Raw genomic sequence first — 21,154 nt, 5'->3', positions numbered from 1 at the left:
ATCACATCTACGTCCCTGTGCGCGGGCGTGCTTCGCCATGCCCCCGCACGGAGGGAGGTCTGCCATGAACAAGCTGATTCCCCAGGTACGCCCGGCGACGCCGGGCGAGAACCCCGTGAACAACCGCGAGCGCAAGGCCGCCGAGCTGGACGCCCGGACCCGCGAAGTCGGCGTACGGCTCGCCGAGTTGAGCGCGAAGCCCGCCCGCGACGTCCTGCGGGACCTCGGCACGGGCACCCGCGGACTGCGCCAGGACCAGGTCCTCGAACGCCTGGAGCGGCACGGCGAGAACGTCGTCGCCCAGGAGCGCGCACCGCACTGGACGGCGCAGCTCGCCAAGTCCTTCCGCAACCCCTTCATCGGCGTACTCGTCGTGCTCGCGGCGGTCATGTACTGGCAGGACCCGGCCGACCCCGGCGTCTGGATCCTCACCTCGATGGTGCTGATCAGCGGCCTGCTGCGGTTCTGGCAGGAGTTCCGCTCGACCCGCTCGGCGCAGGCGCTGAAAGCCCTGGTCACCACCTCCTGCGCGGTCCAGCGCCGGTGGAGCGAGCGCCCCGGCACCGAAGAGATCCCGATGGAGCAGGTCGTACCCGGCGACCTCGTGAAGCTCGCCGCGGGCGACATGGTCCCGGCCGATCTGCGGCTGCTCACCGCCAAGGACCTGATGGTCAGCCAGGCCGCCCTGTCCGGCGAGTCGCTGCCTGCGGCCAAGGCGGACACGCGCGCCCCCGACCTCGGCCAGCGCACGACCATCGATCCCGTCGAGGCCGACAACCTCTGCCTGATGGGTACGTCGGTGACCTCGGGCACGGCGACCGGCGTGGCCGTCGCCACGGGCGCGGACACCTACTTCGGCTCGATGGCGGGCGCCCTGGCCGGTGACCGCCCGCAGACCGCCTTCGACCTCGGCGTGCGGCGGGTCAGCTTCCTGCTCATCCGCTTCATGCTGGTGATGGTCCCGATCGTCTTCGCGGTCAACGGCTTCACCAAGGGCGACTGGGACCAGGCGCTGCTGTTCTCGATCTCCGTGGCGGTCGGGCTCACGCCTGAGATGCTGCCGATGGTCGTCTCGGCGAACCTGGCGCGCGGCGCGGTCGCGATGTCGAAGCACAAGGTCGTCGTCAAGCAACTCAACGCGATCCAGAACCTGGGCGCGATGGACGTGCTGTGCACCGACAAGACGGGGACACTCACCGAGGACCGCATCGTCCTCGACCGCTACCTCGACGCGCGCGGTCACGAGGACCGCGAGGTGCTCGAATACGCCTACCTCAACGCGCACTTCCAGACGGGCCTGCGCAATCTCATGGACCAGGCGGTCGTCGACCGCATCGACGAGGCCGAGGAGGTTGTCGTCGACCGGCTCTTCACGATGGTCGACGAGATCCCCTTCGACTTCGCCCGACGACGGATGTCCGTGGTGCTGCGCCGCGAGGAACTGTCGGGTCCGGCCGCCGAGCACACCATCGTCACCAAAGGCGCGGTGGAAGAGGTCGTCGAGCGGTGCGCTCACGTCATGGACCGCGGCGAGCGCGTCGGACTCACCGCCCAACTGCGCGCCCACGTCACGCACATCAGCGAACGCCACAACCGCGAGGGCCTGCGCGTCCTGGCGGTGGCGACGCGCACCGTGCCCGCCGACCGCGACACCTACACGATGGCGGACGAGTCGGACCTGACCCTCGTCGGGTTCCTGGCGTTCCTCGACCCGCCGAAGCAGGACGCCGCCGACGCCCTGCGCGCGCTCGCCGGCAACGGCGTCGCGGTCAAGGTCGTCACCGGCGACAACGAACTGGTCGCGGCGCGGGTCTGCGCCGATGTCGGCCTCGACGTCAGCGAGTTGATCACGGGCGCCACGGTCGACCTGGTCGACGACGCGGAGCTGCGCCGTCTCGCCCGTACGACCACGGTGTTCGCGCGGGTCAACCCGGTCCAGAAGGCGCGGATCGTACGGGCCCTGAAGGCCGACGGGCACACGGTCGGGTTCCTCGGGGACGGCATCAACGACGCGGCGGCGCTGCGCGAGGCGGACGTGGGTGTCTCGGTCGACACGGCCGTCGACATCGCCAAGGAGTCCGCGGACATCATCCTCCTGGAGAAGGACCTGATGGTCCTGGAACAGGGCGTGTTGATGGGCCGTCAGACCTTCGGCAACACCATCAAGTACATCAAGATGACGGCGTCGTCGAACTTCGGGAACGTCTTCTCGGTCCTGGTCGCTTCGGCGTTCCTCCCCTTCCAGCCGATGCTCGCCATCCACCTCCTGGTGCAGAACCTCTGCTACGACATCAGCCAGCTGTCGATCCCCTGGGACCGGATGGACAAGGAGTACCTGCGCGAGCCGCGCACGTGGGACGCGAAGGGCATCGGCCGGTTCATGATCCGGGTCGGTCCGATCAGCTCGGTCTTCGACATCACCACGTTCCTGGTGATGTGGTACGTCTTCCAGGCGAACTCGCCCGCGCAGCAGACCCTCTTCCAGACGGGCTGGTTCGTGGAGGGTCTGCTGTCGCAGACGCTGATCGTGCACATGATCCGCACGCGCAGGATCCCGTTCATCCAGTCCCGCGCGTCACTGCCGGTGCTGCTCATGACGGGCGCGGTGATGGCCTTCGGCCTCTGGCTGCCGTTCTCGCCGCTGGCTCCGGCCCTGTCGATGGAGCCGCTGCCGATGAGCTACTTCCCGTGGCTGATCGGGACGCTGCTCGCATACTGCACGCTCACCCAGGTGGTGAAAGGCTGGTACATCCGTCGCTACGGCAGCTGGCTCTGACGCCGAAGACCCCAGGGGCGGCCCGGTCAGCTCGTGAGGACGACGAGCTGCTGGGTCGCCCGGGTCATCGCCACATAGCGGTCGACCGCTCCCTCGATGCCCCCGCCGAAGTTGTCCGGGTCGATGAGGACGACCAGGTCGAACTCGAGTCCCTTCGAGAGCTCCGGGGTCAGTGACCGGACGCGGGACGTCGCCTCGAAGGCGGGATCGCCGATGACACAGGCGATCCCGTCGGCGTTGGCGGCGAGCCAGCCGTCGAGCACCGAGTCGAGCTCCGTCACAGAGCCGTGCACGACGGGTACGCCGCTGCTGCGGATGGAGGTCGGCACGTTGGCGTCCGGGAGCGCGGCCCGGATGACCGGCTCGGCCTCCGTCATGACCTCTTCCGGCGTCCGGTAGTTGACGCCCAGGGAGGCCACCTCGATCCGGTCGAGCCCGATCCGCTCCAGGCGTTCCTGCCACGACTCGGTGAACCCGTGCCGGGCCTGGGCTCGGTCGCCGACGATGGTGAAGCTGCGGGACGGGCAGCGCAGCAGCAGCATCTGCCACTCCGCGTCGGTCAGCTCCTGGGCCTCGTCCACGACGACGTGCGCGAACGGTCCCGCGAGCCGGTCCGGGTCCGCAGGCGGCAGTTCGGACTCATCGACCAGGCTGACCTGGGCGTCCTGGCCACGCAACATCGTCACCAGGCCTTCGCCGTCGTCACCGTCGGCGCCGGAGGCGGCCGCGGCGTCGATCAAGTTGTCGACGACCTGCGCCATCTGCTCGCGCTGGGCGGCGAGTATGGCCTCGTGCCGGCGCTTCTGCCGGGCCGCCTCCGGGTCGCCGAGCCGCTGGCGTGCCGCGTCCAGGAGCGGCAGATCGGACAGCGTCCAGGCCTGCGGCGCCTCCTTGCGGAGCAGCGTGCGCACCTCGTCCCGGTCGAGCCAGGGCGCGCACATCCGCAGATAGGCGGAGTTCGACCACAGGTCTCCGACGAGGTCCGCCGCTTCGAGCAGCGGCCACGCCTGATGCAGGGTGGTGACCAGCTCCTCGTCGTGCCGCAGCGACTTCTCGAAGAGCTCGCCGGGGACGTCGCCGTCGAGCTTGTCGAGGAGGATCGCGACGATCTCCTCCCAGACCTGCTCGCGCGCCTCGTTGTGCGGAGTGCCGCGTCCCGCCGCGTCGAACGCCTCGGCCCAGTCGTCGGCGCTCAGCCAGACGTCGGCCCAGTCGGTCGAGACGGTCATGCCCTTGGTGGGCGGCTCCTCGTAGAACCTGACGGCCTTCTCGATCGCCTTCACCATGTCCGCGGACGACTTCAGGCGGGCCACTTCGGGGTCGCTCTCGGCCTGTGCCGTGGCGCCCTCGGTGACCAGGTCCTGCAAGATGCAGGTCTGCACGCCCTCCTCGCCGAGGCTGGGCAGGACGTCGGAGACGTAGTTCAGGTAGGGCCGGTGCGGGCCGACGAACAGCACGCCGCCCCGGCTGTGCCCGAGACGGGGATCGGAGTAGAGGAGATAGGCGGAACGGTGCAGGGCGACGACGGTCTTGCCCGTGCCCGGGCCGCCGTCGACGACGAGAGCACCGCAGGAGCCCGCCCGGATGATGGCGTCCTGGTCGGACTGGATGGTGGCGAGCACGTCGCGCATCCGGGACGAGCGGTTGCTGCCCAGGCTGGCGATGAAGGCGGACTGGTCGTCGAGCGCCGCGTGCCCCTCGAGCCCGTCGGCGGTGAACACCTCGTCCCAGTAGTCGCTGATCCGGCCGTCGGTCCAGCGGTATCTGCGGCGGCTGGCCAGGCCCATCGGGTCGGCGTGGGTCGCCGCGAAGAACGGCTCGGCCGCCGGGGCGCGCCAGTCGAGCAGCAGCCTGCGCCCCTCGCTGTCGGTGAGGCCGAGCCTGCCGATGTATACGGGCTCGGGGTCGCCCGCGGTGACGATGTGCCCGAGGCACAGGTCGAGGCCGAAGCGGTTCAGGGCACGCAGGCGACCGGTCAGGCGGTGGATCTCCAGGTCCCGGTCCATCGCCTCACGGCCGATGCCGCCGGGCGCCTTGCGCTGGGCGTCGAGGCGGTCGGACACCTCGGCGATGGTCTGCTCAAGGCTCTGTGCGATGGCCGCGAAGTGCTTCTCGTCCCGGGCGATCAGCGTCGGGTCGGACTTGGGGGCGAGGTGGGCAGGAAGGTCGAACGCAGACAGCAACGCAGGCACTTGGTGAATCTCCCGTTTTCGCAGGTCGCGGGCTTAGGCCTGCGATTGTGCGGCATGACCGGGGCCTTGCCGCAAGCCCCCCACTGCGCTATAAATTAAGAGTGGCAAGGAGTGGGAACACCTCCTTGCCTTCTCTTTTTGGAGATTCATGACCGCACACATCCATGGCAGCTGCGCCCCGGGATTCGAGGGCGTACGCGAGGAGTTCGAGCGGAACTTCACCGAGCGGGGCGACCTCGGTGCGGCCGTCGCCGTCACCGTGGACGGCGAGTTCGTCGTCGACCTGTGGGGCGGTGACGCGGACAGGACGGGCACGCGCGCGTGGGAGCGCGACACGCTGGTGAACGTGTACTCCACGACCAAGGGGATGACCGCGCTGTGCGCGCATCTCCTTGCCGACCGGGGCGAGCTCGATCTGGACGCGCCGGTCGCCCGCTACTGGCCGGAGTTCGCCCAGGAGGGCAAGGCCGACATCCCGGTGCGCTGGCTCCTGAGTCATCGCTCCGGGGTGATCGCGCCGCGCGAGCCCATGACCTCGGACGACCTCTACGACTGGGAGAAGGTGTGCGGGGCGCTCGCCGCGACACCGCCGTGGTGGAAGCCCGGTTCGGCGCAGGGATACCACGCGCTGAGCTACGGCTATCTCGTCGGCGAGGTCGTCAGGCGGATCACCGGGGTCTCGCTCGGCACGTTCCTGCGGAGCGAGGTCACGGGGCCGCTGGGTGCGGATGTGTACGTGGGCACTCCGGAGAGCGAGCACGGCCGGTGCGCGAACATGGCCAGACCGCTCGCTCCGGACGGCCCGCGCAGCGCGCTCGGCTCCGCTCCTCCGCCCGCGCCGCCGGTGACGTCGATCGACGACCACCCGATGGCCGTCGTCACGCTCGCCCTGCGGTACCTCCCCGTCGGCAACGTGAACAGCGCGGCCTATCGGTCCGCCGAGATCCCCGCGGCCAACGGGCACGCGTCCGCCCGGGGGCTCGCGACGGTGTACGCGGCGCTGGGTAGCGGGGAGCTGGTCGGTCCCGCCGCGCTGGAGCGGCTCCGGACCCGGCAGGGTGAGCCCGACGAGCCGGACCTGGTTCTCGCGGCGGGCACGGCGTGGGGCGAGAAGTGGGAATGGGGACTCGGCTACATGCTGAACCTGTACGGCCAGGCCGGACCCAATCCGCGGGCCTTCGGGCACGGGGGCGCGGGCGGGTCGTACGCGTTCGCCGATCCCGAGAACAAGGTCTCGTACGCGTACGTGATGAACCAGATGGGCGGCGGGACCTCGGGAGAGGATCTGCGGAGCGTGCATCTGGTGGGGGCGCTGTACCGAGCCCTGAGGTAGGGGTTGGAGGTCGGGGGTGGGGGCCAGGGGGGAACGTAATCTGCCCCCATGGAGCAGCACACCCCCCGCCACCGCCCGACCGGGCAGTACGCCGCCGCCGACACCCGCCGAGCGGCCATCATCGACGCGGCTCTCGCGCTCTTCGCCAAGGCGGGCTATCTGAATTCCTCCCTGGCGAAGATCGCCGAGGAAGCGGGCACATCCGCCACCGTCATCACCCACCACTTCGGGTCGAAGCGGCGGCTCCTGATGGCGGTGCTCGAAGCCCGCGAGGAGCGCACGGTCCGTACCTTCGGACGGCTCGGCCCCGACTCCGGCGGAGACGACGTACGCGCGCTGTTCCACGAGGTGCTCGCGCTGGCCGCGTACAACCTCACCCAGCCCGGGCTCATCCACCTCTACACCAAGCTGTCGGCGGAGGCCGGGGACCCCTCGCACCCGGCACACGCCTACTTCGCCGAGCGGTACGAACGCGTCGCGCTGTCCCTGGCCTCCGTGCTCCAACGCGCGGTCGATGCAGGCCAGTTGAAACCCGGCACCGACCCGCAGAGCGTCGCCCGCGAGGTCCTCGCCGTGTCCGACGGGCTCCAGGTCCAGTGGGCCATCGCCGAAGGGCGCCTGGATTTCGTCGAGTTGTACCGAGCCCACCTGGACCGGCTCACCCAAGCCCTCACCGTGGACGGCAAGGGACTTGGGTACGGTCAGCCCTCCAGCGGGCCCTCGTCCGCCTAGCGCGCCACCCCCGTCAGCCGGATGTCGCGCGACGACGACCCGACGTACACCGCGCGCCGCCCCTCGGGACGCACCCAGCGGCCGCGGTCCGTGTCCCAGTACGACAGCTGCCGCTCGGCGACCCGCACCCTGACCCTGCGCGACTCCCCCGGGCGCAGTTCGACGCGGTCGAAGGCGGCCAGCGTCTTGACGGCCATCTCGACATCGGCGCCGCGCGGCGGGCCCACGTACACCTGCGGGACCTCGGCGCCCGTGCGCCGCCCCCGGTTGGTCACCGTGAACGACACCTCGTAGCCCTCGCCCGCCCTGCGCACGGACAGGTCGCGGTAGCCGAACTCCGTGTAGGACAGGCCGTGTCCGAAGGGGAAGAGGGGCTCGATGTCCGCCTTGTCGAAGCCGCGGTAGCCGGTGAAGATGCCCTCGCTGTACGTGACCACTCCGTCGACGCCGTAGTAGCGCTCGGGGTGGGCCGGGTCCAGGGTCGGGTGGTCCGTGTCCTTCTTCGGCCAGGTCACGGTGGCCTTGCCGCCCGGGTTCGCACGGCCGGTGAGGAGGTCGGCGGTGGACCAACCGCCCTCCTGGCCGACGTAACCGGTGTGCAGGATCGTGCCGACCTCGCGGCGCCAGGGCATCGTCGCCGGGCAGCCGGTGGTGAGGACGACGACCGTACGCGGGTTGGCCCTGGCGACCGCCGTGATCAGCTCGTCCTGGTGGGCGGGGAGAGTCAGCGTGGTGAAGTCGCCGCTGCCGCCCACAGAGCCGCCCGACCCGTTGAAGGCGAAGACGACCGGGGTGTGGACGCGCCGGGCCAGCTTCGCCGCGGCGGCGATGGAAGCGGTGCGCCGCTCGGGGGTCACCCAGGCGAACCGCACCTGGACCGGGCCGCGTTCGGCGATGGTCGCGGCCCAGCCGGTTGCCTTGACGACGACCTGGTAGGACTTGCCGCCGGTGAGCTGGATGGGGTCGGCCTGGCCGTTGTCGAGGCCGTCCGTGGTCGGCACGATCGATGACCACTTGCGCGCGAAGCTGTCGCGGGCGCCCGCCGCGGTCGTCAGCTCCTTGCCGTCGAGGCTCAGCGAGACGGCCGCGCCCCAGCCCTGGATCTTGAGCGCGTACTCGCCGGTGGTGGGCGGCACGAAGGTGCCGGTCCACTCGGCGGTCGTGCCGACGGGGAGGGCCTTGTCGCCGACGAAGTCGACTGCTCTGTCGGTGCCCCCACCCTTGCGCGTGAGGCCCTTGGGGAACGCGGACGCGGGGACCGCCGTGCCCGTGAGGTCGACGCCGACCTCGTACGCGATCTTCCGCTTGGTGCTGCGGCGCAGCGCATCGAGGGGGCTGACCAGGCGTTCCTCGAAGCCGTACGCGCGCTCGCCCGAGACCGATGTGGCGACCTGGCCCGCGGTCGGGCCGATGAGTGCGAGGTCGTGGAGGGCGGCGCGCGACAGCGGCAGGCCGCCGTCGTTGGCGAGCAACACCGCGCCCTGGGTGGCGACTTCGCGGGCGACTCGGGCACCGGCCCTGACGTCGATGTTCCTGCGGGCGGGGACGCGGCTGCCGTCGAGCATGCCGAAGGCGTCGTACTGGCCGAGGATGCGGGAGACGGCGGTGTCCAGGGCGGTCTCGGGGATGGACCCGTCCTTGATGGCCTTCTTCAGGGGCTCCCCGTAGAACGAGCCGTCCCACATCTGCATGTCCTGGCCCGCTTCGAGCGCGGCCGTGGAGTGGGTGGCGCCCCAGTCCGAGGTGACGAAGCCCTTGAAGCCGAGTTCGCCGCGGAGGATGTCGGTGAGGGTGGTGCGCTGCTCGGAGTTCCACTTGCCGTTGAGGTGGTTGTACGCCGACATGACCGAGGCGACACCGGCGCGTACGACTGCCTCGAAGGCCGGCAGGTACAGCTCGTGCAGGGTGCGGTCGTCGACGATGAAGTCGTAGGAGTTCTCCGGCTTCTCGCGGTCGAACTCGTGCAGGCGCTGGTTGTTGGCGATGAAGTGCTTGGCCTGGGCGAGCATGCCCTGCGCCTGGACGCCCTCGACCTGGGCGGCGCCGATGAGGCCGTTGAGGTAGGGATCCTCGCCGGACTGGTCCTTGTTGCGGCTGAAGAAGGGCGTGCGGGAGAGCTCTATCTGGGGGGCGAGCAGCACGTCCATGTCGAGGGTGCGGCCCTCACGGCCCATCACCTCGCCGTATTCACGGGCGAGTTCGAGGTTGAAGGAGCAGCCGAGCGTGGCGACGGGCGGGAGGCCGGTCGCGGACTTCGTGACGTTCACGCCCGCGGGGCCGTCGCTCAGGCGGAGCTCCGGTATGCCGAGCCGTTTGACGCCCGGCAGATACCCGGCCTGACCCAGCCTTCGCGGGTCGGTCGCGCCGTGGACGAGGCTGATCTTCTCGTCGAGGGTGAGGCGGGCGATGAGCCCCCGGACGCGGCGCGTGGCGGCGGCCGCGGCCGGGGAGGCGGTGGGGTTGGTTGCCGCCGCGGCGGGGGTGGCGGCGGCGATCGGGCCGGCGGCGGCCACGAAGGCGAAGGCGGCTGCGGTGCCGCCCAGTTGCTTCATAAGTTCACGACGTGTGGTGGCAGGCATGGCGGAATGGCCTCCGAACGCGGCTCTGAACGCAGCTCTCAACGCAGCTCTGGGCATGCCGAACTGGTCGACGACGCCAAGAACTGAATGCGTCATCCGCGCCAGTGCGGTGTTACGGGGCCTGAGTCTTGATTGGTTGAACGCTTAAGGTCAAGGCTCGCGTCGGCAAAACTTTGTGGGTCGTTCAGTTTTTGGATCTGGGCGGTGGGGTCGGCTCTCGTTGCGACTCTCGTTGCGGCCTCATGAACGCTGCGATGTACGGGGAATAGCGAGGCGATCATGGCGGTCGTCCAAGGTGACACCCACGTCGGTCAAGGTGACACCCACGTCGGTTCACGTTCACGGTTCGAAGCGAGGGAGCACATGTCCAAGGCGTACGTATTCACGCGGTTCGGCGGCCCTGAGGTGGAGGCCTTCATCGACCAGGAGCTTCCGGAGCCCGGCCCGGGGCAGCTCCTGGTCGCGGTGCGGGCCGCCGGGGTCAACCCGGTCGACTGGAAGCTGCGGGCCGGAAAGCGGCGGCCGGGGGCGCCGCCGGTTCAGTTCCCCGAGGTGCTGGGGAGCGAGGTCGCCGGCGTGGTCGAAGCGGTGGGGGCGGGTGTCGAAGGCTTCGCGGTCGGCGACGCGGTGTTCGGCAACCCGGACGCCGGTGGCTATGCCGAGTACACCCTGCTCCCCGCCTCGCTCGCCGCGCACAAGCCGGAGGGCCTGACCTTCGCTGAAGCCGCCGCGCTGCCGGTCGCCGTGGCGACGGCGTACGACGGGGTGCGTCAGTTGGATCTGCCGGCCGGGGCCACCTTGCTGATCACCGGGGTCGGCGGCGGGGTGGGCGTGGCCGCGGCGCAGTTGGCGAGGCACCTTGGCATCCATGTCGTGGGCACGGCGAGCGCGGGCAAGAAGGACTTCGTCGAGTCGCTGGGGGCGGTGCATGTGCCGCCGGGGCCCGATCTGGCGGACCGGGTTCGGGCGGCCGCGCCGGGCGGGCGCGTCGACGCGATCTTCGATCTGGTGGGCGGCGAGGATCTCGTGGCGGTGGCGTCCTTGCTGCCGCTCCCCGGCCGCGAGGGGAAACTGATCACGGCCGCGGCCAAGGAGACGGTCGGTGAGCTGGGCGGGGCGGCGGTCGCGCGGGCGCGGACGAGTGAGGTCCTGGAGGCGGTGGCGCGGCTGGCCGTGGATGGGGTGCTGCGTCCTGAGGTGACGGTGACGTATCCGCTGGAGCGGGCCGGGGAGGCGCTTCGGGCGGTCGAGGGCGGGCATGCGCGGGGCAAGGTTGTGATTGAGGTGGGGGCGTGAAGGGGGCTGGCCTTTCGGCCTTGAGCGGTGGTCCGGCCGGTCTGGAGGCTGGCCTGGGGGCTGGCCTGGGGGCCGACTTGGAGGGCGGCCTGGAGGTTGCGCATCCCCTGGACAATCCCGCCTACGCCGCGTTGAACGGGCCCCATGCGCGGTTCGCCGAGCGGCGGGGGCGCGTAGTGCGGTATCCGCTGGACGTGTCGCCTTGGCTGGGGCTGCCCGATGCCCCGGAGGCTGGCGACTGGGCGGATCTCGCCGCGCTGGCGGGGCCCGGTGCGGACGTTCCGCTGGCCGGGGTGCGGGTGGCTCTGCCGGAGGGGTGGGAGGTGACGTTCGACATGGCGGGCGTGCAGTTGGTGGATGACGGGGTGGCCGCCGCGCCGGACGCGGAGGCTGTGCGGCTCGGGGCGGATGACGTGCCGGAGATGCTGGCTCTGGTGGAGCGCACGCGGCCCGGTCCCTTCCTGCCGCGCACCGTCGAACTCGGCACGTACCTCGGCATACGCCGCGGGGGTGCGCTCGTCGCGATGGCCGGGGAGCGGTTGCGTCCGCCGGGGTGGACGGAGATCAGCGCGGTCTGCACTGATGCGGCTTACCGGGGGGAGGGGCTTGCGACGCGGCTGGTCCTGGCGGTGGCGCACGGGATCCGCGCCCGCGGGGAGACTCCGTTCCTGCACACGTCGGCGCAGAACACGAATGCCATCCGGCTGTACGAGTCACTGGGCTTCAGCCTGCGCCGCGGGACACGGTTCCTGTCGGCTCGGGTGCCGGTGGGGGGTGGGGGCGGGGGTAGCTGAGGGGTCCCTGCGGGGCAGGTGCGTCTGTGGGTGCGGGGCCGCGCCGGTATGTCCGTCCTCGCTATCGTCCGGTGGCCGCGGGGCTACTTCGGCTCCGGAGCCTTCGGGAACCGTGCTCCGGGCAGACAAACCGGCACGTCCCCTCGCGTCTCACTGCCGACTGCGGGTGCGTGGCGCGCTGCGGCGCCGGTCCGTCTGCGGGTGCGGGGCCGCGCCGGTATGTCCGTCCTCGCTATCGTCCAGTGACCGCTTGGGTGCTTCGGCTCCGGAGCCTCCGGGAACCGTGCTCCGGGCAGACATACCGGCACGTCCCCTCGCGTGCGTCGCCGACTGCGGGCGATCGATGGCTGATCGATGGTCGCCGCAGGGTAATCGGGTGGGTGGGCGGGAAAGCTTGTTCGTTCAGGGGTGGATGCGGGGTGACGGGCGGGTGGGTGGGAGAGGTCTGTTCGGTGGAACCCCTGCGCTTCGCCGGCGGAAAAAGGGGAGGACGGGGCCGCGGCCCGGTTGGTAAATTCCGGATCATGGAACCTATCGGCGAGAAAGAGATCCGCGCGTCCTTCGTCAACTGCTCCAAGGGCGAAGCCCGCAGACTCACTCTCCCTGCGGGCTTCCCGGACACCCCCTGGTCCGACCTGGACTTCCTCGGCTGGCGGGACCCCAAGGCCCCGGACCGCGGCTACATCGTGACGGAGCGGAACGGCGAGTACGTAGGCATCGCCCTGCGCGCCTCGACCGGCGCACGCAAGAGCCTGCTCAAGTCCAGCATCTGCTCCATCTGCGTAACCCCGCAGTCCGGTTCGGGCATCACGCTGCTCGTGGCACCCCTCTCCGGCCCCGCGGGCCGACAGGGCAACTCGGTCGGCATCTACATCTGCGCGGACCTCGCCTGCTCCCTCTACGTACGCGGAAAGAAGACCACCGCACTGGCCCGCCGCTTCGAGGAAAGCCTCACCCTGGAGGAGCAGAACGCGCGCACCGTGGCGAACCTGCACGGCTTCGTCGCCAAGGTCCTCGAAGGCTCGAAGGCGGCGGCCTGACCCTCAGGTCTTCCGCGGATCGACCATCTGCAGCGTGAGTGCCGCCGACGGCGCGGCGATGCCAGGACCGCCGGCCCCGGCCCACGCGAGTATCTCGTCGATCGAGTCGTCGTCCATGGCGAAGCCGACCCAGACGGCTCGGCCACCTCGCCTGCGCCCTTCCCGGGATGGCTGTATGACGATGATGTTCGCCTGCCCGCAGGGCCCGAGGCACTCACTCGTACGCACCGCGAACCGCCCCGCCGATTCCGCGGCGGCGGCCCGCATCCGCTCAAGCTGCCAGGCGTGGTCGGTACCGGGGTGCTTCCGCGAGTTGCCGCAGCAGCAGCCCCGGCACACGACCAGTGTGCAGGGGCGGGCGGCGGCGGATCCGATGGAGATGACGGGACTCATCCAGTGATCATCTCAGCCCTCTCCCACCCGATTACCCCGCAGCGACCATCGATCAGCCATCGATCGGCTGCAGCGGCAGCGCTCGCGAGGGGACGTGCCGGTTTGTCTGCCCGGAGCACGGTTCGCGGCGCTCCGGCGCCGAAGTAGCCCTGCGGCCACCGGACGATAGCGAGGACGGACATACCGGCGCGGCCCCGCACCCACACACGCACCAGCCCCGCAGCGAAAGCAGCCCCCGCAAGGAACCCTCAGCGCAAGTACCCCAACCCCGCATGCACCCCCCTGTACCCCTCCACCAATCGTCGCGCCACCGTCACCGAATCCACCAGCGGATGCAGCGCGAACGCCTTCACCGCCGTGGTGCGGGAGCCGCTCTCCGCCGCGGAGAGGATCTCTCGCTCCACCGCCTTCACCGCGCACACAAGCCCCGTCGCGTGACCTGGCAGCGGATCCACCGCCATGGGATGCGCGCCGTTGGCGTCGACGGAGCACGGGACCTCGATCACTGCCTCGGCGTCCAGCGCCGAAAGCGTCGTGCGGTTGCGGACGTTGAGGATCAGCGTCGTCCGCTCGTCCCGCGCGATCGCCCGCATCAGGGCGAGGGCGACCTTCTCGTACCCCCCGGATTCAAGGTCCTCGGCCGCACGCTCCCCCACGCCCGCGGCCTCCCGGTTCTCGGCCATGTACGTGGCCTCACGCTCCGCACGCGTCGCGTCCCACGCCTTCAGCGCCGACGACGAAGCCCCGTCGGCCGTCCGCGCCAACTCCCCATAGAAGCGCGCCTGTTGGTCTCGCAGGAAAGCCCCGCGCGTCTGCTCCGCCTCCTGGTAGGCGCGGACCGCCTCGCGGTTGAAGTAGTAGTAGTGCAAGTACTCGTTCGGGATGGCCCCCAGGGACTGGAGCCACTCCGCGCCGAACAGCCGCCCCTCCTCGAACGAGCCCAGCAGCTCCGCGTCGCCGAGCAGCCGCGGCAGTTCGTCGCGTCCCGCGATCCGCAGGCCCCGTAGCCAGCCCAGGTGGTTGAGTCCGACGTAGTCGATGAACGCCTCGTCGGGGTTGCCGCCCAGCATGCGCGCCACGCGGCGGCCCAGGCCCACCGGCGAGTCGCAGATGCCGATGACGCGGTCGCCGATGTGCCGGGACATCGCCTCGGTGACCAGGCCCGCGGGGTTGGTGAAGTTGATGACCCAGGCGTCTGGGGCCAGCTGCCGCACCCGCCGCGCGATGTCGACGGCGACGGGCACGGTCCGCAGGCCGTACGCGATGCCGCCCGCGCCGACCGTCTCCTGGCCCAGGACGCCCTCCGCGAGGGCGACCCGCTCGTCGGCAGCCCGCCCCTCCAGACCTCCCACCCGGATCGCGGAGAAGACGAAGTCCGCGCCCCGCAGCGCCTCGTCGAGGTCGGTGGTGGCCGTGACGGCGGGGGCGTCCGGCACCCGGGCCGCCTGCTCGGCCAGTACGCGGGCGACCGCACCGAGCCGGCCCGCGTCCAGGTCGTGCAGGACGACCTCCGTGACCCGGCCTTCGGCACGGTCGCCGAGCAGCGCCCCGTACACGAGCGGAACGCGGAATCCGCCGCCACCGAGAATGACCAGCTTCACGTCTCAACCACCTTCTGTCGGAACCGACGCAACCGGCCCAACTGACTCAACCGGTGCACACGTACCTGTCGACCTGTCAGAAACTCACCCGTCGACAGAGGTCACGTTACGTACGATTGCCCGGCAGCGATCGACCCCCCACGGAGGCAGCGCACCCATGACACCCCTCAAGACGACCGCGAAGGCATCCGCCGCCCTGCTCGGCGCCCTCGCGCTGACGATGGCGACCGGCACCAGCGCATCCGCCGACGCCGACACCGCCCCGAGATCCCCCGGCGGCTGGCAGGAGTCCGGCGTCTCGTCCGTCAACTCCCTCACCGGCAGCCAGGGCCTGGCGAGCCGCGCCGACGGAAGCCTGCTCTACCGGGGTCTCGCCTCGATACCGCTCGACCTGCGGGTCAAGGGCTGGAGCCACGTCGGCGACCCGGACATAGCCGCCGGCCACACCGTCGACGCCTATCAGGGCGGCGACGACGCGAAGTCGAAGATGTTCGCCGTCACGACGCCCGGCGGGAAGCGCTACCTCTACGAGCACCAGCTCGACGCGGGCGAGAAGCTCAACAATTCCTTCGCGGCCGTCTCGCCCGACAACCAGTGGCTCGTGTCGGGTGAGTGGGGCGACCAGAACCGCCTCCAGGTCTTCCCCGCCCCGCTCCTCAACTCCTCGACCCCGCCCACCGGTGGTGCACTCCCCCAGGCCGGCCAGATCTCGCTCGACAAGCCGGTCCGTGACATCCAGGGCTGCGACTTCGTCTCCGCCACCCGCCTCGTGTGTGCGTCCAACGACGCGTCGAAGGAGCTGTGGCCCGAGGACCGGCCCGTCCTCCAGGTGGACCTGGAGCACGCGCTCGACGGGAAGCCCGTCACGGGCAAGGTCACGAGTCTGTTCGCCATCCCTCAACGGAGTATCTGCCGCGGCACGTTCGAGGCGGAGGGCGTCGACTACGACTCCGAGCGCCGTACGCTGCGCGCCGAGGTCGTGCCTCCGGTGCCGTGCCTGGTGACGACGTCGGTGTACTCGTACAGGCCGACGACCGGCTGACGACCGGCTGACCTGGGCGCGCCCGCTCCGAACACACCCCGCACACGCCGGACGTGTGCGGAGGGTCCTGCCGGGGGATGGTCGCGATCATGACACAGCAACACCGGCACGAACCCGTGCCCGACACACTCCCCGCCGGCACCCGCCGCCCCATACGGCAGTTGCTCGCCGCTTCGGTGGGCAACGCCGTGGAGTGGTACGACTGGTACGCGTACACGTTCCTCGCCACGTACATCGCCGACCAGGTCTTTCCCAAAGGCTCGGGCAACTCCCTCGTACCGCTGCTCTCCACGTTCGCCGTCTTCGCGGTCGGCTTCTTCATGCGTCCGGTCGGTGGCCTGCTCATGGGCGCGGTCGCCGACCGGCGCGGCAGGCGCGCCGCGCCGACCGTCACGATCCTGCTGATGGGCGGCAGCAGCCTGCTGGTCGGCCTGACGCCGACCTACGCGTCGGTCGGCGTGCTGGCTCCGGTCGTCCTCGTCCTGGCCCGGCTGCTCCAAGGCCTGTCCGTGGGCGGTGAGTTCGCTGCATCGACGACCTTCCTCGTCGAGTCCGCGGGGCCCGGTCGGCGCGGTCTCTTCTCCAGCTTCCAGTACGTGTCGACGAGCGCGGGGCAGCTCGCCGCTTCCGGGATCGCGGCTCTGCTCGTCGGCACGCTCTCGGACGGGCAGATGGACGGCTGGGGCTGGCGGCTGCCGTTCGTCATCGGCGCGGTGCTCAGCCTGGTCGGCTTCTGGATCAGGCAGGGCGCGTACGAGACCCATCAGGCGCCCCAGGAGAAATCCGAACGGCCCGGACTGTTCGACGCCCTGCGCACCTATCCGCGCCAGTCCCTGCTGATCTGCGGCATCACGGCGGGCGGCACGATCGCGTACTACACGTGGACGTCGTACCTTCCGACGTACGCCGAGCTGAACACCGACATCAGCAAGAGTCAGGCCCTGCTCTCCGGCACCCTCTCGCTCGCGTTCTTCGCGCTGCTCCAGCCGGTCGGCGGACTGCTCTCCGACCGCTTCGGCCGCAGGCCGCTCCTGCTCTTCTTCGGACTCGGCTTCGCCGTCCTGAGCGTGCCGCTGCTGCGCTCCCTGAACGGCTCGTTCGGCTCGCTCCTGCTGGTGCAGTGCGCGGGCATGGTGCTGCTCACCGGCTTCACATCGATCTCGGCGGCCGTGAACGCGGAGATCTTCCCCGCCCACGTCCGGGCCGCGGGAATCGGCTTCCCGTACTCCCTCACGGTCGCCCTGTTCGGCGGCACGGCCCCGTACATGGGCACCCTGTTCAAGGAAATGGGCAACCCGGGCCTCTTCCCTTGGTACGTGGCCGCGCTCTGCCTGGCGTCGTCAGCGGTGTATCTCAGGCTCCCGGAAACCGCGCACAAGGAACTGGACCGCTGAGCCGGTCACGGAACCGTCACTGCTCGAACAAAGCACCTTCACATCCGACACCGCAGGACTAGCGTCATGCCCCTTCCCGTTCTGAGGGGGCGCCATGGCCAATCCGTATCCCGCACCGCCGTCCGCACCAAGAGCCGCACCGAAATGGGCGCGCAAGCGCTACATGCTGCCCGCCCTCGCACTCACCTTCTTCATCGGGCTCGGGGCCGGGCTCGGTGACGACGGCAACACCACCACGGCGAAGGCCGCCGAGAAGAAATCGAGCGCGACTCCCACCGTCACGGCGACTGCCACGGCAACTGAGACAGTGAAACCGGAGCCGGCCCCCACCGTCACCAAGACCGTCAAAGCCACCAAGACGGTGAAAGCCACGGTGACCGCTCAGCCGGAAGCTGCCGATCCCGGCTCGGGTGACAGCGACTCCGGCACCGGTGGGGGCGGCAGCGTCTCGTTCGGCAACTGCAGCGAAGCCCGTGCGGCGGGAGCCGCGCCCGTCCACCGCGGTGAGCCCGGTTACGGACCTCACCTCGACCGTGACGGTGACGGCGTCGGCTGCGACACCTGAGGTTCAGCGCGGTCAGGTCGGGCGGGGTACCTCGGCGATGGAGCGGCCCGCCCACTCGGGGGCCTGTTCCGAGAGTGCCGTCAGGTGGTCGCGGATCGGGTCCGGGAAGGGGGTTGTGCGGCCCGCGTTCTGGTCGACGTGCAGGGCCAGGAGTTCCGTGGTCGCCACCGGGGTCGCGTCCGGGGCGATCTCCGCTTCGGGCTCCTCGGTCACGTACAGCTCGTGGGTGAAGCGTGCCTTCTTGGCGTCCGCGCCCAGGATGCGGGTGCGGACGGCGAGGTGGGCACCCTCCGCCACGTCGTCGAGGTAACGGATGTGTGCCTCGACCGTGTAGAGGGAGCAGCCGGTCGCCTCGCGGTATCCCGCGTGCAGGCCCGTCTCGATCATCATGGCGTCGGTCGCGTAGCCGAAGACGAGGACGTAGAACGCCTCGCTCATATGGCCGTTGTAGTCGATCCACTCGGGTCGTACGGTCCGGTGCAGGAGCGGGAGGGGCTCGCGCTCGCGGTGCAGGGGCTCGCTCACTTCGTTTCCTCCTTGGTGCGCTGCTGCGGCAGGCGTCCCGTCGCCCGCAGTACGTCGATGACTCCCTGGTCACGCTCGGCGACCAGGTCGGCGATGGTCCTGCCGTCCGCCGCGTCGTCGCATCCGGCGACCACGGCGTCGTACAACTCCTTGTCCAGCTCGGGTGCTTCGAGCCGCGTCCACGGGGACTTCAGGGACGGGCCGAAGTGGTCGAGCATGTGGGCCATGCCGCCCTCGCCGCCCGCGAGCGCGAAGGTGAGCATGGGGCCCATGAACGCCCAGCGCAGGCCGGGGCCTTCGGTGATCGAGTCGTCGATCTCCTTCACCGTGGCCTCGCCGTTGGCGACCATGTGCAGGGCCTCGCGCCACAGGGCTTCCTGGAGGCGGTTGGCTATGAAACCGGGGACCTCGCTCGCCATGGTGATCACGGACTTGCCCGCGACCTCGTAGAAGCGCGACGCCCAAGTGACCGCGTGGGGAGCGGTCTTGTCGCCGCCGACCACCTCGACGAGCGGGATCAGGTAGGGCGGGTTGAAGGGGTGTCCGACGACGAGGCGCCCGGGGTCGGTGGCCTCGGTCTGCATGTCGGTCATCGGGTAGCCGGAGGTGGAGGAGGCGATGACGACTCCGGCGGGCGCGGCGGCGTCCAGCTTGGCCAGCAGATCGCGCTTCAGCTCCAGCTTCTCCGGGGCGCTCTCCTGCACGAACTGGGCGTCGGCCACGGCCTCTTCGAGGGTGGCGGTGACGGTGAGGCGCTCCGGCGACGCGCCTTCGGCGAGGCCGAGCTGCGTCAGCGCGGGCCAGGCCGCGTCGACCAGGCGGCGCAGCTTCTGCTCGGCGTCGGGCGCGGGATCCCAGGCGGTGACGTCGTAGCCGCGGGCGAGGTAGTGGGCGACCCAGCCGCCGCCGATCACTCCGGCGCCGACGCAGGCGATGCGGCGTACGTCTTCGGGGGCGCAGGGGGCGGGGGGTGTGGGGGTGGCGTCGTTCATGCGGGGTCCTACTCGTCGTGGGGGGGGGAGGGGTGTCAGGCGCGGGGCCTGAGGCCGAGCTTCTGGCGCGCCTCGTCCGGCGTGGCGACGCGCGAGCCGAGGTTCTCGGTGATCTGCACGGCACGCTCGACGAGTTGGGCGTTGCTGACCTTGTTGCCCTTGCCGAGGTAGAGGTTGTCCTCCAGGCCCACGCGCACCTGACCGCCGAGCAGAATGGACTGGGCGACCCACGGCATCTGCATGCGGCCGAGCGCGAAACTGGCCCACTGGGCGCCCTCGGGAAGCATGTTGACCATGGCCTGGAGGACGCCCGGGTCGGCGGGGGCGCCCCACGGGATGCCCATGCAGAGCTGGAAGACGGTCGGGTTGTCGAGCAGGCCCTCGGCGAGGAGCTGCTTGGCGAACCACAGCTGACCGGTGTCGAAGATCTCCAACTCCGGTCGCACGCCAAGCTCCTGGATGCGCTTGGCGCCCTGGCGGAGCATGTCGGGGGTGGAGATGTAGAGGTTGTCGCCGAAGTTGAGGGAGCCGCAGTCCAGGGTGCAGATGTCCGGGAGCAGGTCCTCGACGTGCGGAAGCCGGTCCAGGCCGCCGACGAGATCGGTGCCGGGCAGCTCGCCGAGCTCCTTCAGCGGCTCGACCGGGTCGATGACGAGGTCGCCGCCCATGCCCGCGGTGAGGTTGATGACGACGTCGGTGCCGGTCTCCTTGATGCGCTCGACGACCTCGCGGTACAGGCGGGGGTCGCGCGAGGGGTCGCCGGTCTCGGGGTCGCGTACGTGGATGTGCACGACGGCGGCGCCCGCCTCGGCGGCCTCCACGGCGGAGGTGGCTATCTGCTCGGGAGTGACGGGGACGTGCGGACTCTTGCGTACGGTGTCGCCCGCTCCGGTGAGGGCGGCGGTGATGATGACGTCTTGATTCACGGGCATGGTGAACTCTCCCTCGGGGGTGGGGTGTTGGGGGCTGTGGGTACTACTGAGGTACTGCAGAAGCTCAGCTGATACTTATGCGGGTCTCGGCGCGGCGAGCGTCGCGTCCACGTACACGAGCAGCGCCTCGTGCATGTCGTCGGGGGTCGTGCCGTCGTCTCCCGGGGTGGAGGCGAGCACCTGGGTGGCGAGGCCGTCGATCAGCGCGGTGAGCCGGAGCGCGGCGGACTGCGGATCGACGAGGCGGAACACTCCCTGGTCGACGCCGCGCCGGATGACGTCGGCGACGGTCGCGCGCCACTGCCGGTAGTACTCGGCGTGCAGCCGCCCCACGGCGGTGGAGCGGGCGGCCTCCGCCCACAGGTCGAGCCAGACGCTCCACTGCCAGCGCTGCTGCGGGGTGCGGGGGGTCTGGAGCTCGATCAGCTGGCGCAGCTCGTCGGCGGCGTCGGCCGCGTCGGCGATGCGGGCCGCGCGGCGGGCGGTGTCCTCGTCCATGCACCAGCGGACCGCGGCCTCCAGGAGGTCGTCGCGGCCGGGGAAGTGGTAGTGGATGGCGGCGGTGCTCGTGGCGCAGGCTTCGGCGATGTCCGCGACGCGGACGGCGTGGAATCCGCGCTCGGCGACGAGCCGTACGGTTTCGCGGACGATCTGGAGGGGGCGGCCGCCTTCCGCCGGGGCGGCGGCAGTGCGTTCCCGGCGGGCCGAGGGTGCCACGTGCTGGGTGCCCGGCAGGCTTTGGGTGCCCAGGAGCCAGCCCGCGTCCACGCCGCCGGTGTCGGCGATGCGGGCCAGCTCCGCGGCGGTGAAGCGGCGGGTGCCACCGAGGGAGCGGGAGAGCTTGGAGGGGTCCATGACGATGCGCCGGGCGAACTCGCGCTGGGTCGCTCCGGCGTCGGCGATGACCTTGCGGACTCTGTCCGCGACCTCGGGGTCTTGCTGCATGGGCGGTGACGCTACCTTGACGT

The 21,154-nt window shown here is 70.6% G+C and carries 17 protein-coding genes; 9 read left to right on the top strand and 8 right to left on the bottom strand.

Features of this window, described 5'->3' with window-relative positions:
* Window positions 1-64: 64 nt before the first annotated feature.
* Entirely contained in the window at window positions 65-2,776 is a 2,712-nt protein-coding gene (gene mgtA / locus ACWGI2_RS03805; RefSeq protein ID WP_453693605.1) for a magnesium-translocating P-type ATPase, read from the top strand.
* 26 nt (window positions 2,777-2,802) lie between these two features.
* On the opposite strand, the gene helR is transcribed toward mgtA, so the two are convergent.
* Entirely contained in the window at window positions 2,803-4,968 is a 2,166-nt protein-coding gene (helR, locus tag ACWGI2_RS03800; RefSeq protein WP_453693603.1) for an RNA polymerase recycling motor ATPase HelR, read from the bottom strand.
* A 148-nt stretch (window positions 4,969-5,116) separates the two neighbouring features.
* Here helR and ACWGI2_RS03795 point away from each other — a divergent pair, with 148 nt between their 5' ends.
* Both ACWGI2_RS03795 and ACWGI2_RS03790 read left to right on the top strand, forming a co-directional pair.
* The gene (locus ACWGI2_RS03795; protein ID WP_453693601.1) at window positions 5,117-6,301 is read left to right on the top strand and encodes a serine hydrolase domain-containing protein; all 1,185 of its coding nucleotides are present in this window, start codon (window positions 5,117-5,119) and stop codon (window positions 6,299-6,301) included.
* Between the two features lie 48 nt (window positions 6,302-6,349).
* Window positions 6,350-7,033, top strand: a complete 684-nt coding sequence (locus ACWGI2_RS03790) for a TetR/AcrR family transcriptional regulator (protein WP_453693599.1) — start codon at window positions 6,350-6,352, stop codon at window positions 7,031-7,033.
* Here ACWGI2_RS03790 and ACWGI2_RS03785 read toward each other — a convergent pair.
* Window positions 7,030-9,612, bottom strand: a complete 2,583-nt coding sequence (locus ACWGI2_RS03785) for a beta-glucosidase (protein ID WP_453693597.1) — start codon at window positions 9,610-9,612, stop codon at window positions 7,030-7,032. The genes ACWGI2_RS03790 and ACWGI2_RS03785 overlap by 4 nt on opposite strands.
* A 363-nt stretch (window positions 9,613-9,975) precedes the next feature.
* Between ACWGI2_RS03785 and ACWGI2_RS03780 the strand changes: the two genes are divergently transcribed.
* The 3 genes from ACWGI2_RS03780 (at window position 9,976) to ACWGI2_RS03770 (ending at window position 12,742) form a co-directional block, all read left to right on the top strand.
* Complete coding sequence (locus ACWGI2_RS03780) at window positions 9,976-10,908, top strand: NADP-dependent oxidoreductase (protein ID WP_453693595.1); 933 nt, start codon at window positions 9,976-9,978, stop codon at window positions 10,906-10,908.
* 89 nt (window positions 10,909-10,997) lie between these two features.
* Window positions 10,998-11,702: a GNAT family N-acetyltransferase gene (locus tag ACWGI2_RS03775; RefSeq protein WP_453694648.1), complete on the top strand. Its 705-nt coding sequence runs from the start codon at window positions 10,998-11,000 to the stop codon at window positions 11,700-11,702.
* Window positions 11,703-12,226: 524 nt separating this feature from the next.
* On the top strand, window positions 12,227-12,742 hold the full coding sequence (locus ACWGI2_RS03770) for an FBP domain-containing protein (protein WP_453394508.1): 516 nt from the start codon (window positions 12,227-12,229) through the stop codon (window positions 12,740-12,742).
* A 3-nt stretch (window positions 12,743-12,745) separates the two neighbouring features.
* Here the strand turns inward: ACWGI2_RS03770 and ACWGI2_RS03765 are convergent, their stop codons facing one another.
* Both ACWGI2_RS03765 and ACWGI2_RS03760 read right to left on the bottom strand, forming a co-directional pair.
* Window positions 12,746-13,135: a (2Fe-2S) ferredoxin domain-containing protein gene (locus ACWGI2_RS03765; protein ID WP_453693593.1), complete on the bottom strand. Its 390-nt coding sequence runs from the start codon at window positions 13,133-13,135 to the stop codon at window positions 12,746-12,748.
* 248 nt (window positions 13,136-13,383) lie between these two features.
* Entirely contained in the window at window positions 13,384-14,736 is a 1,353-nt protein-coding gene (locus tag ACWGI2_RS03760) for a 6-phospho-beta-glucosidase (RefSeq protein ID WP_453693591.1), read from the bottom strand.
* Between the two features lie 157 nt (window positions 14,737-14,893).
* On the opposite strand from ACWGI2_RS03760, the gene ACWGI2_RS03755 reads away from it, so the two are divergent.
* The 3 genes from ACWGI2_RS03755 (at window position 14,894) to ACWGI2_RS03745 (ending at window position 17,737) form a co-directional block, all read left to right on the top strand.
* The gene (locus ACWGI2_RS03755) at window positions 14,894-15,778 is read left to right on the top strand and encodes a hypothetical protein (protein ID WP_453693588.1); all 885 of its coding nucleotides are present in this window, start codon (window positions 14,894-14,896) and stop codon (window positions 15,776-15,778) included.
* A gap of 77 nt (window positions 15,779-15,855) precedes the next feature.
* Window positions 15,856-17,172, top strand: coding sequence for an MFS transporter (locus tag ACWGI2_RS03750; RefSeq protein WP_453693586.1), 1,317 nt, complete (start codon window positions 15,856-15,858; stop codon window positions 17,170-17,172).
* Between the two features lie 94 nt (window positions 17,173-17,266).
* Window positions 17,267-17,737, top strand: a complete 471-nt coding sequence (locus ACWGI2_RS03745) for an excalibur calcium-binding domain-containing protein (RefSeq protein ID WP_453394503.1) — start codon at window positions 17,267-17,269, stop codon at window positions 17,735-17,737.
* Window positions 17,738-17,749: 12 nt separating this feature from the next.
* On the opposite strand, the gene ACWGI2_RS03740 is transcribed toward ACWGI2_RS03745, so the two are convergent.
* The 4 genes from ACWGI2_RS03740 to ACWGI2_RS03725 all read right to left on the bottom strand — a co-directional run bounded on the left by ACWGI2_RS03740 (window position 17,750) and on the right by ACWGI2_RS03725 (window position 21,131).
* On the bottom strand, window positions 17,750-18,262 hold the full coding sequence (locus ACWGI2_RS03740; protein WP_453394502.1) for a thioesterase family protein: 513 nt from the start codon (window positions 18,260-18,262) through the stop codon (window positions 17,750-17,752).
* On the bottom strand, window positions 18,259-19,254 hold the full coding sequence (locus ACWGI2_RS03735) for a 3-hydroxyacyl-CoA dehydrogenase NAD-binding domain-containing protein (RefSeq protein ID WP_453693584.1): 996 nt from the start codon (window positions 19,252-19,254) through the stop codon (window positions 18,259-18,261). Before ACWGI2_RS03735 ends, ACWGI2_RS03740 begins: the two co-directional genes overlap by 4 nt.
* Window positions 19,255-19,289: 35 nt before the next feature.
* A complete protein-coding gene (locus ACWGI2_RS03730; RefSeq protein ID WP_453394500.1) occupies window positions 19,290-20,186 on the bottom strand; it encodes a 3-keto-5-aminohexanoate cleavage protein in 897 nt (298 codons plus the stop codon).
* A gap of 75 nt (window positions 20,187-20,261) precedes the next feature.
* A complete protein-coding gene (locus tag ACWGI2_RS03725; protein ID WP_453693582.1) occupies window positions 20,262-21,131 on the bottom strand; it encodes a TetR family transcriptional regulator C-terminal domain-containing protein in 870 nt (289 codons plus the stop codon).
* Window positions 21,132-21,154: the final 23 nt, after the last annotated feature.

The sequence above is a fragment of the Streptomyces sp. NPDC054866 genome, from assembly GCF_053610745.1.
The sequence above is the reverse complement of the archived record's forward strand: the minus strand, read 5'-3'. Positions and strand labels throughout refer to the sequence as shown.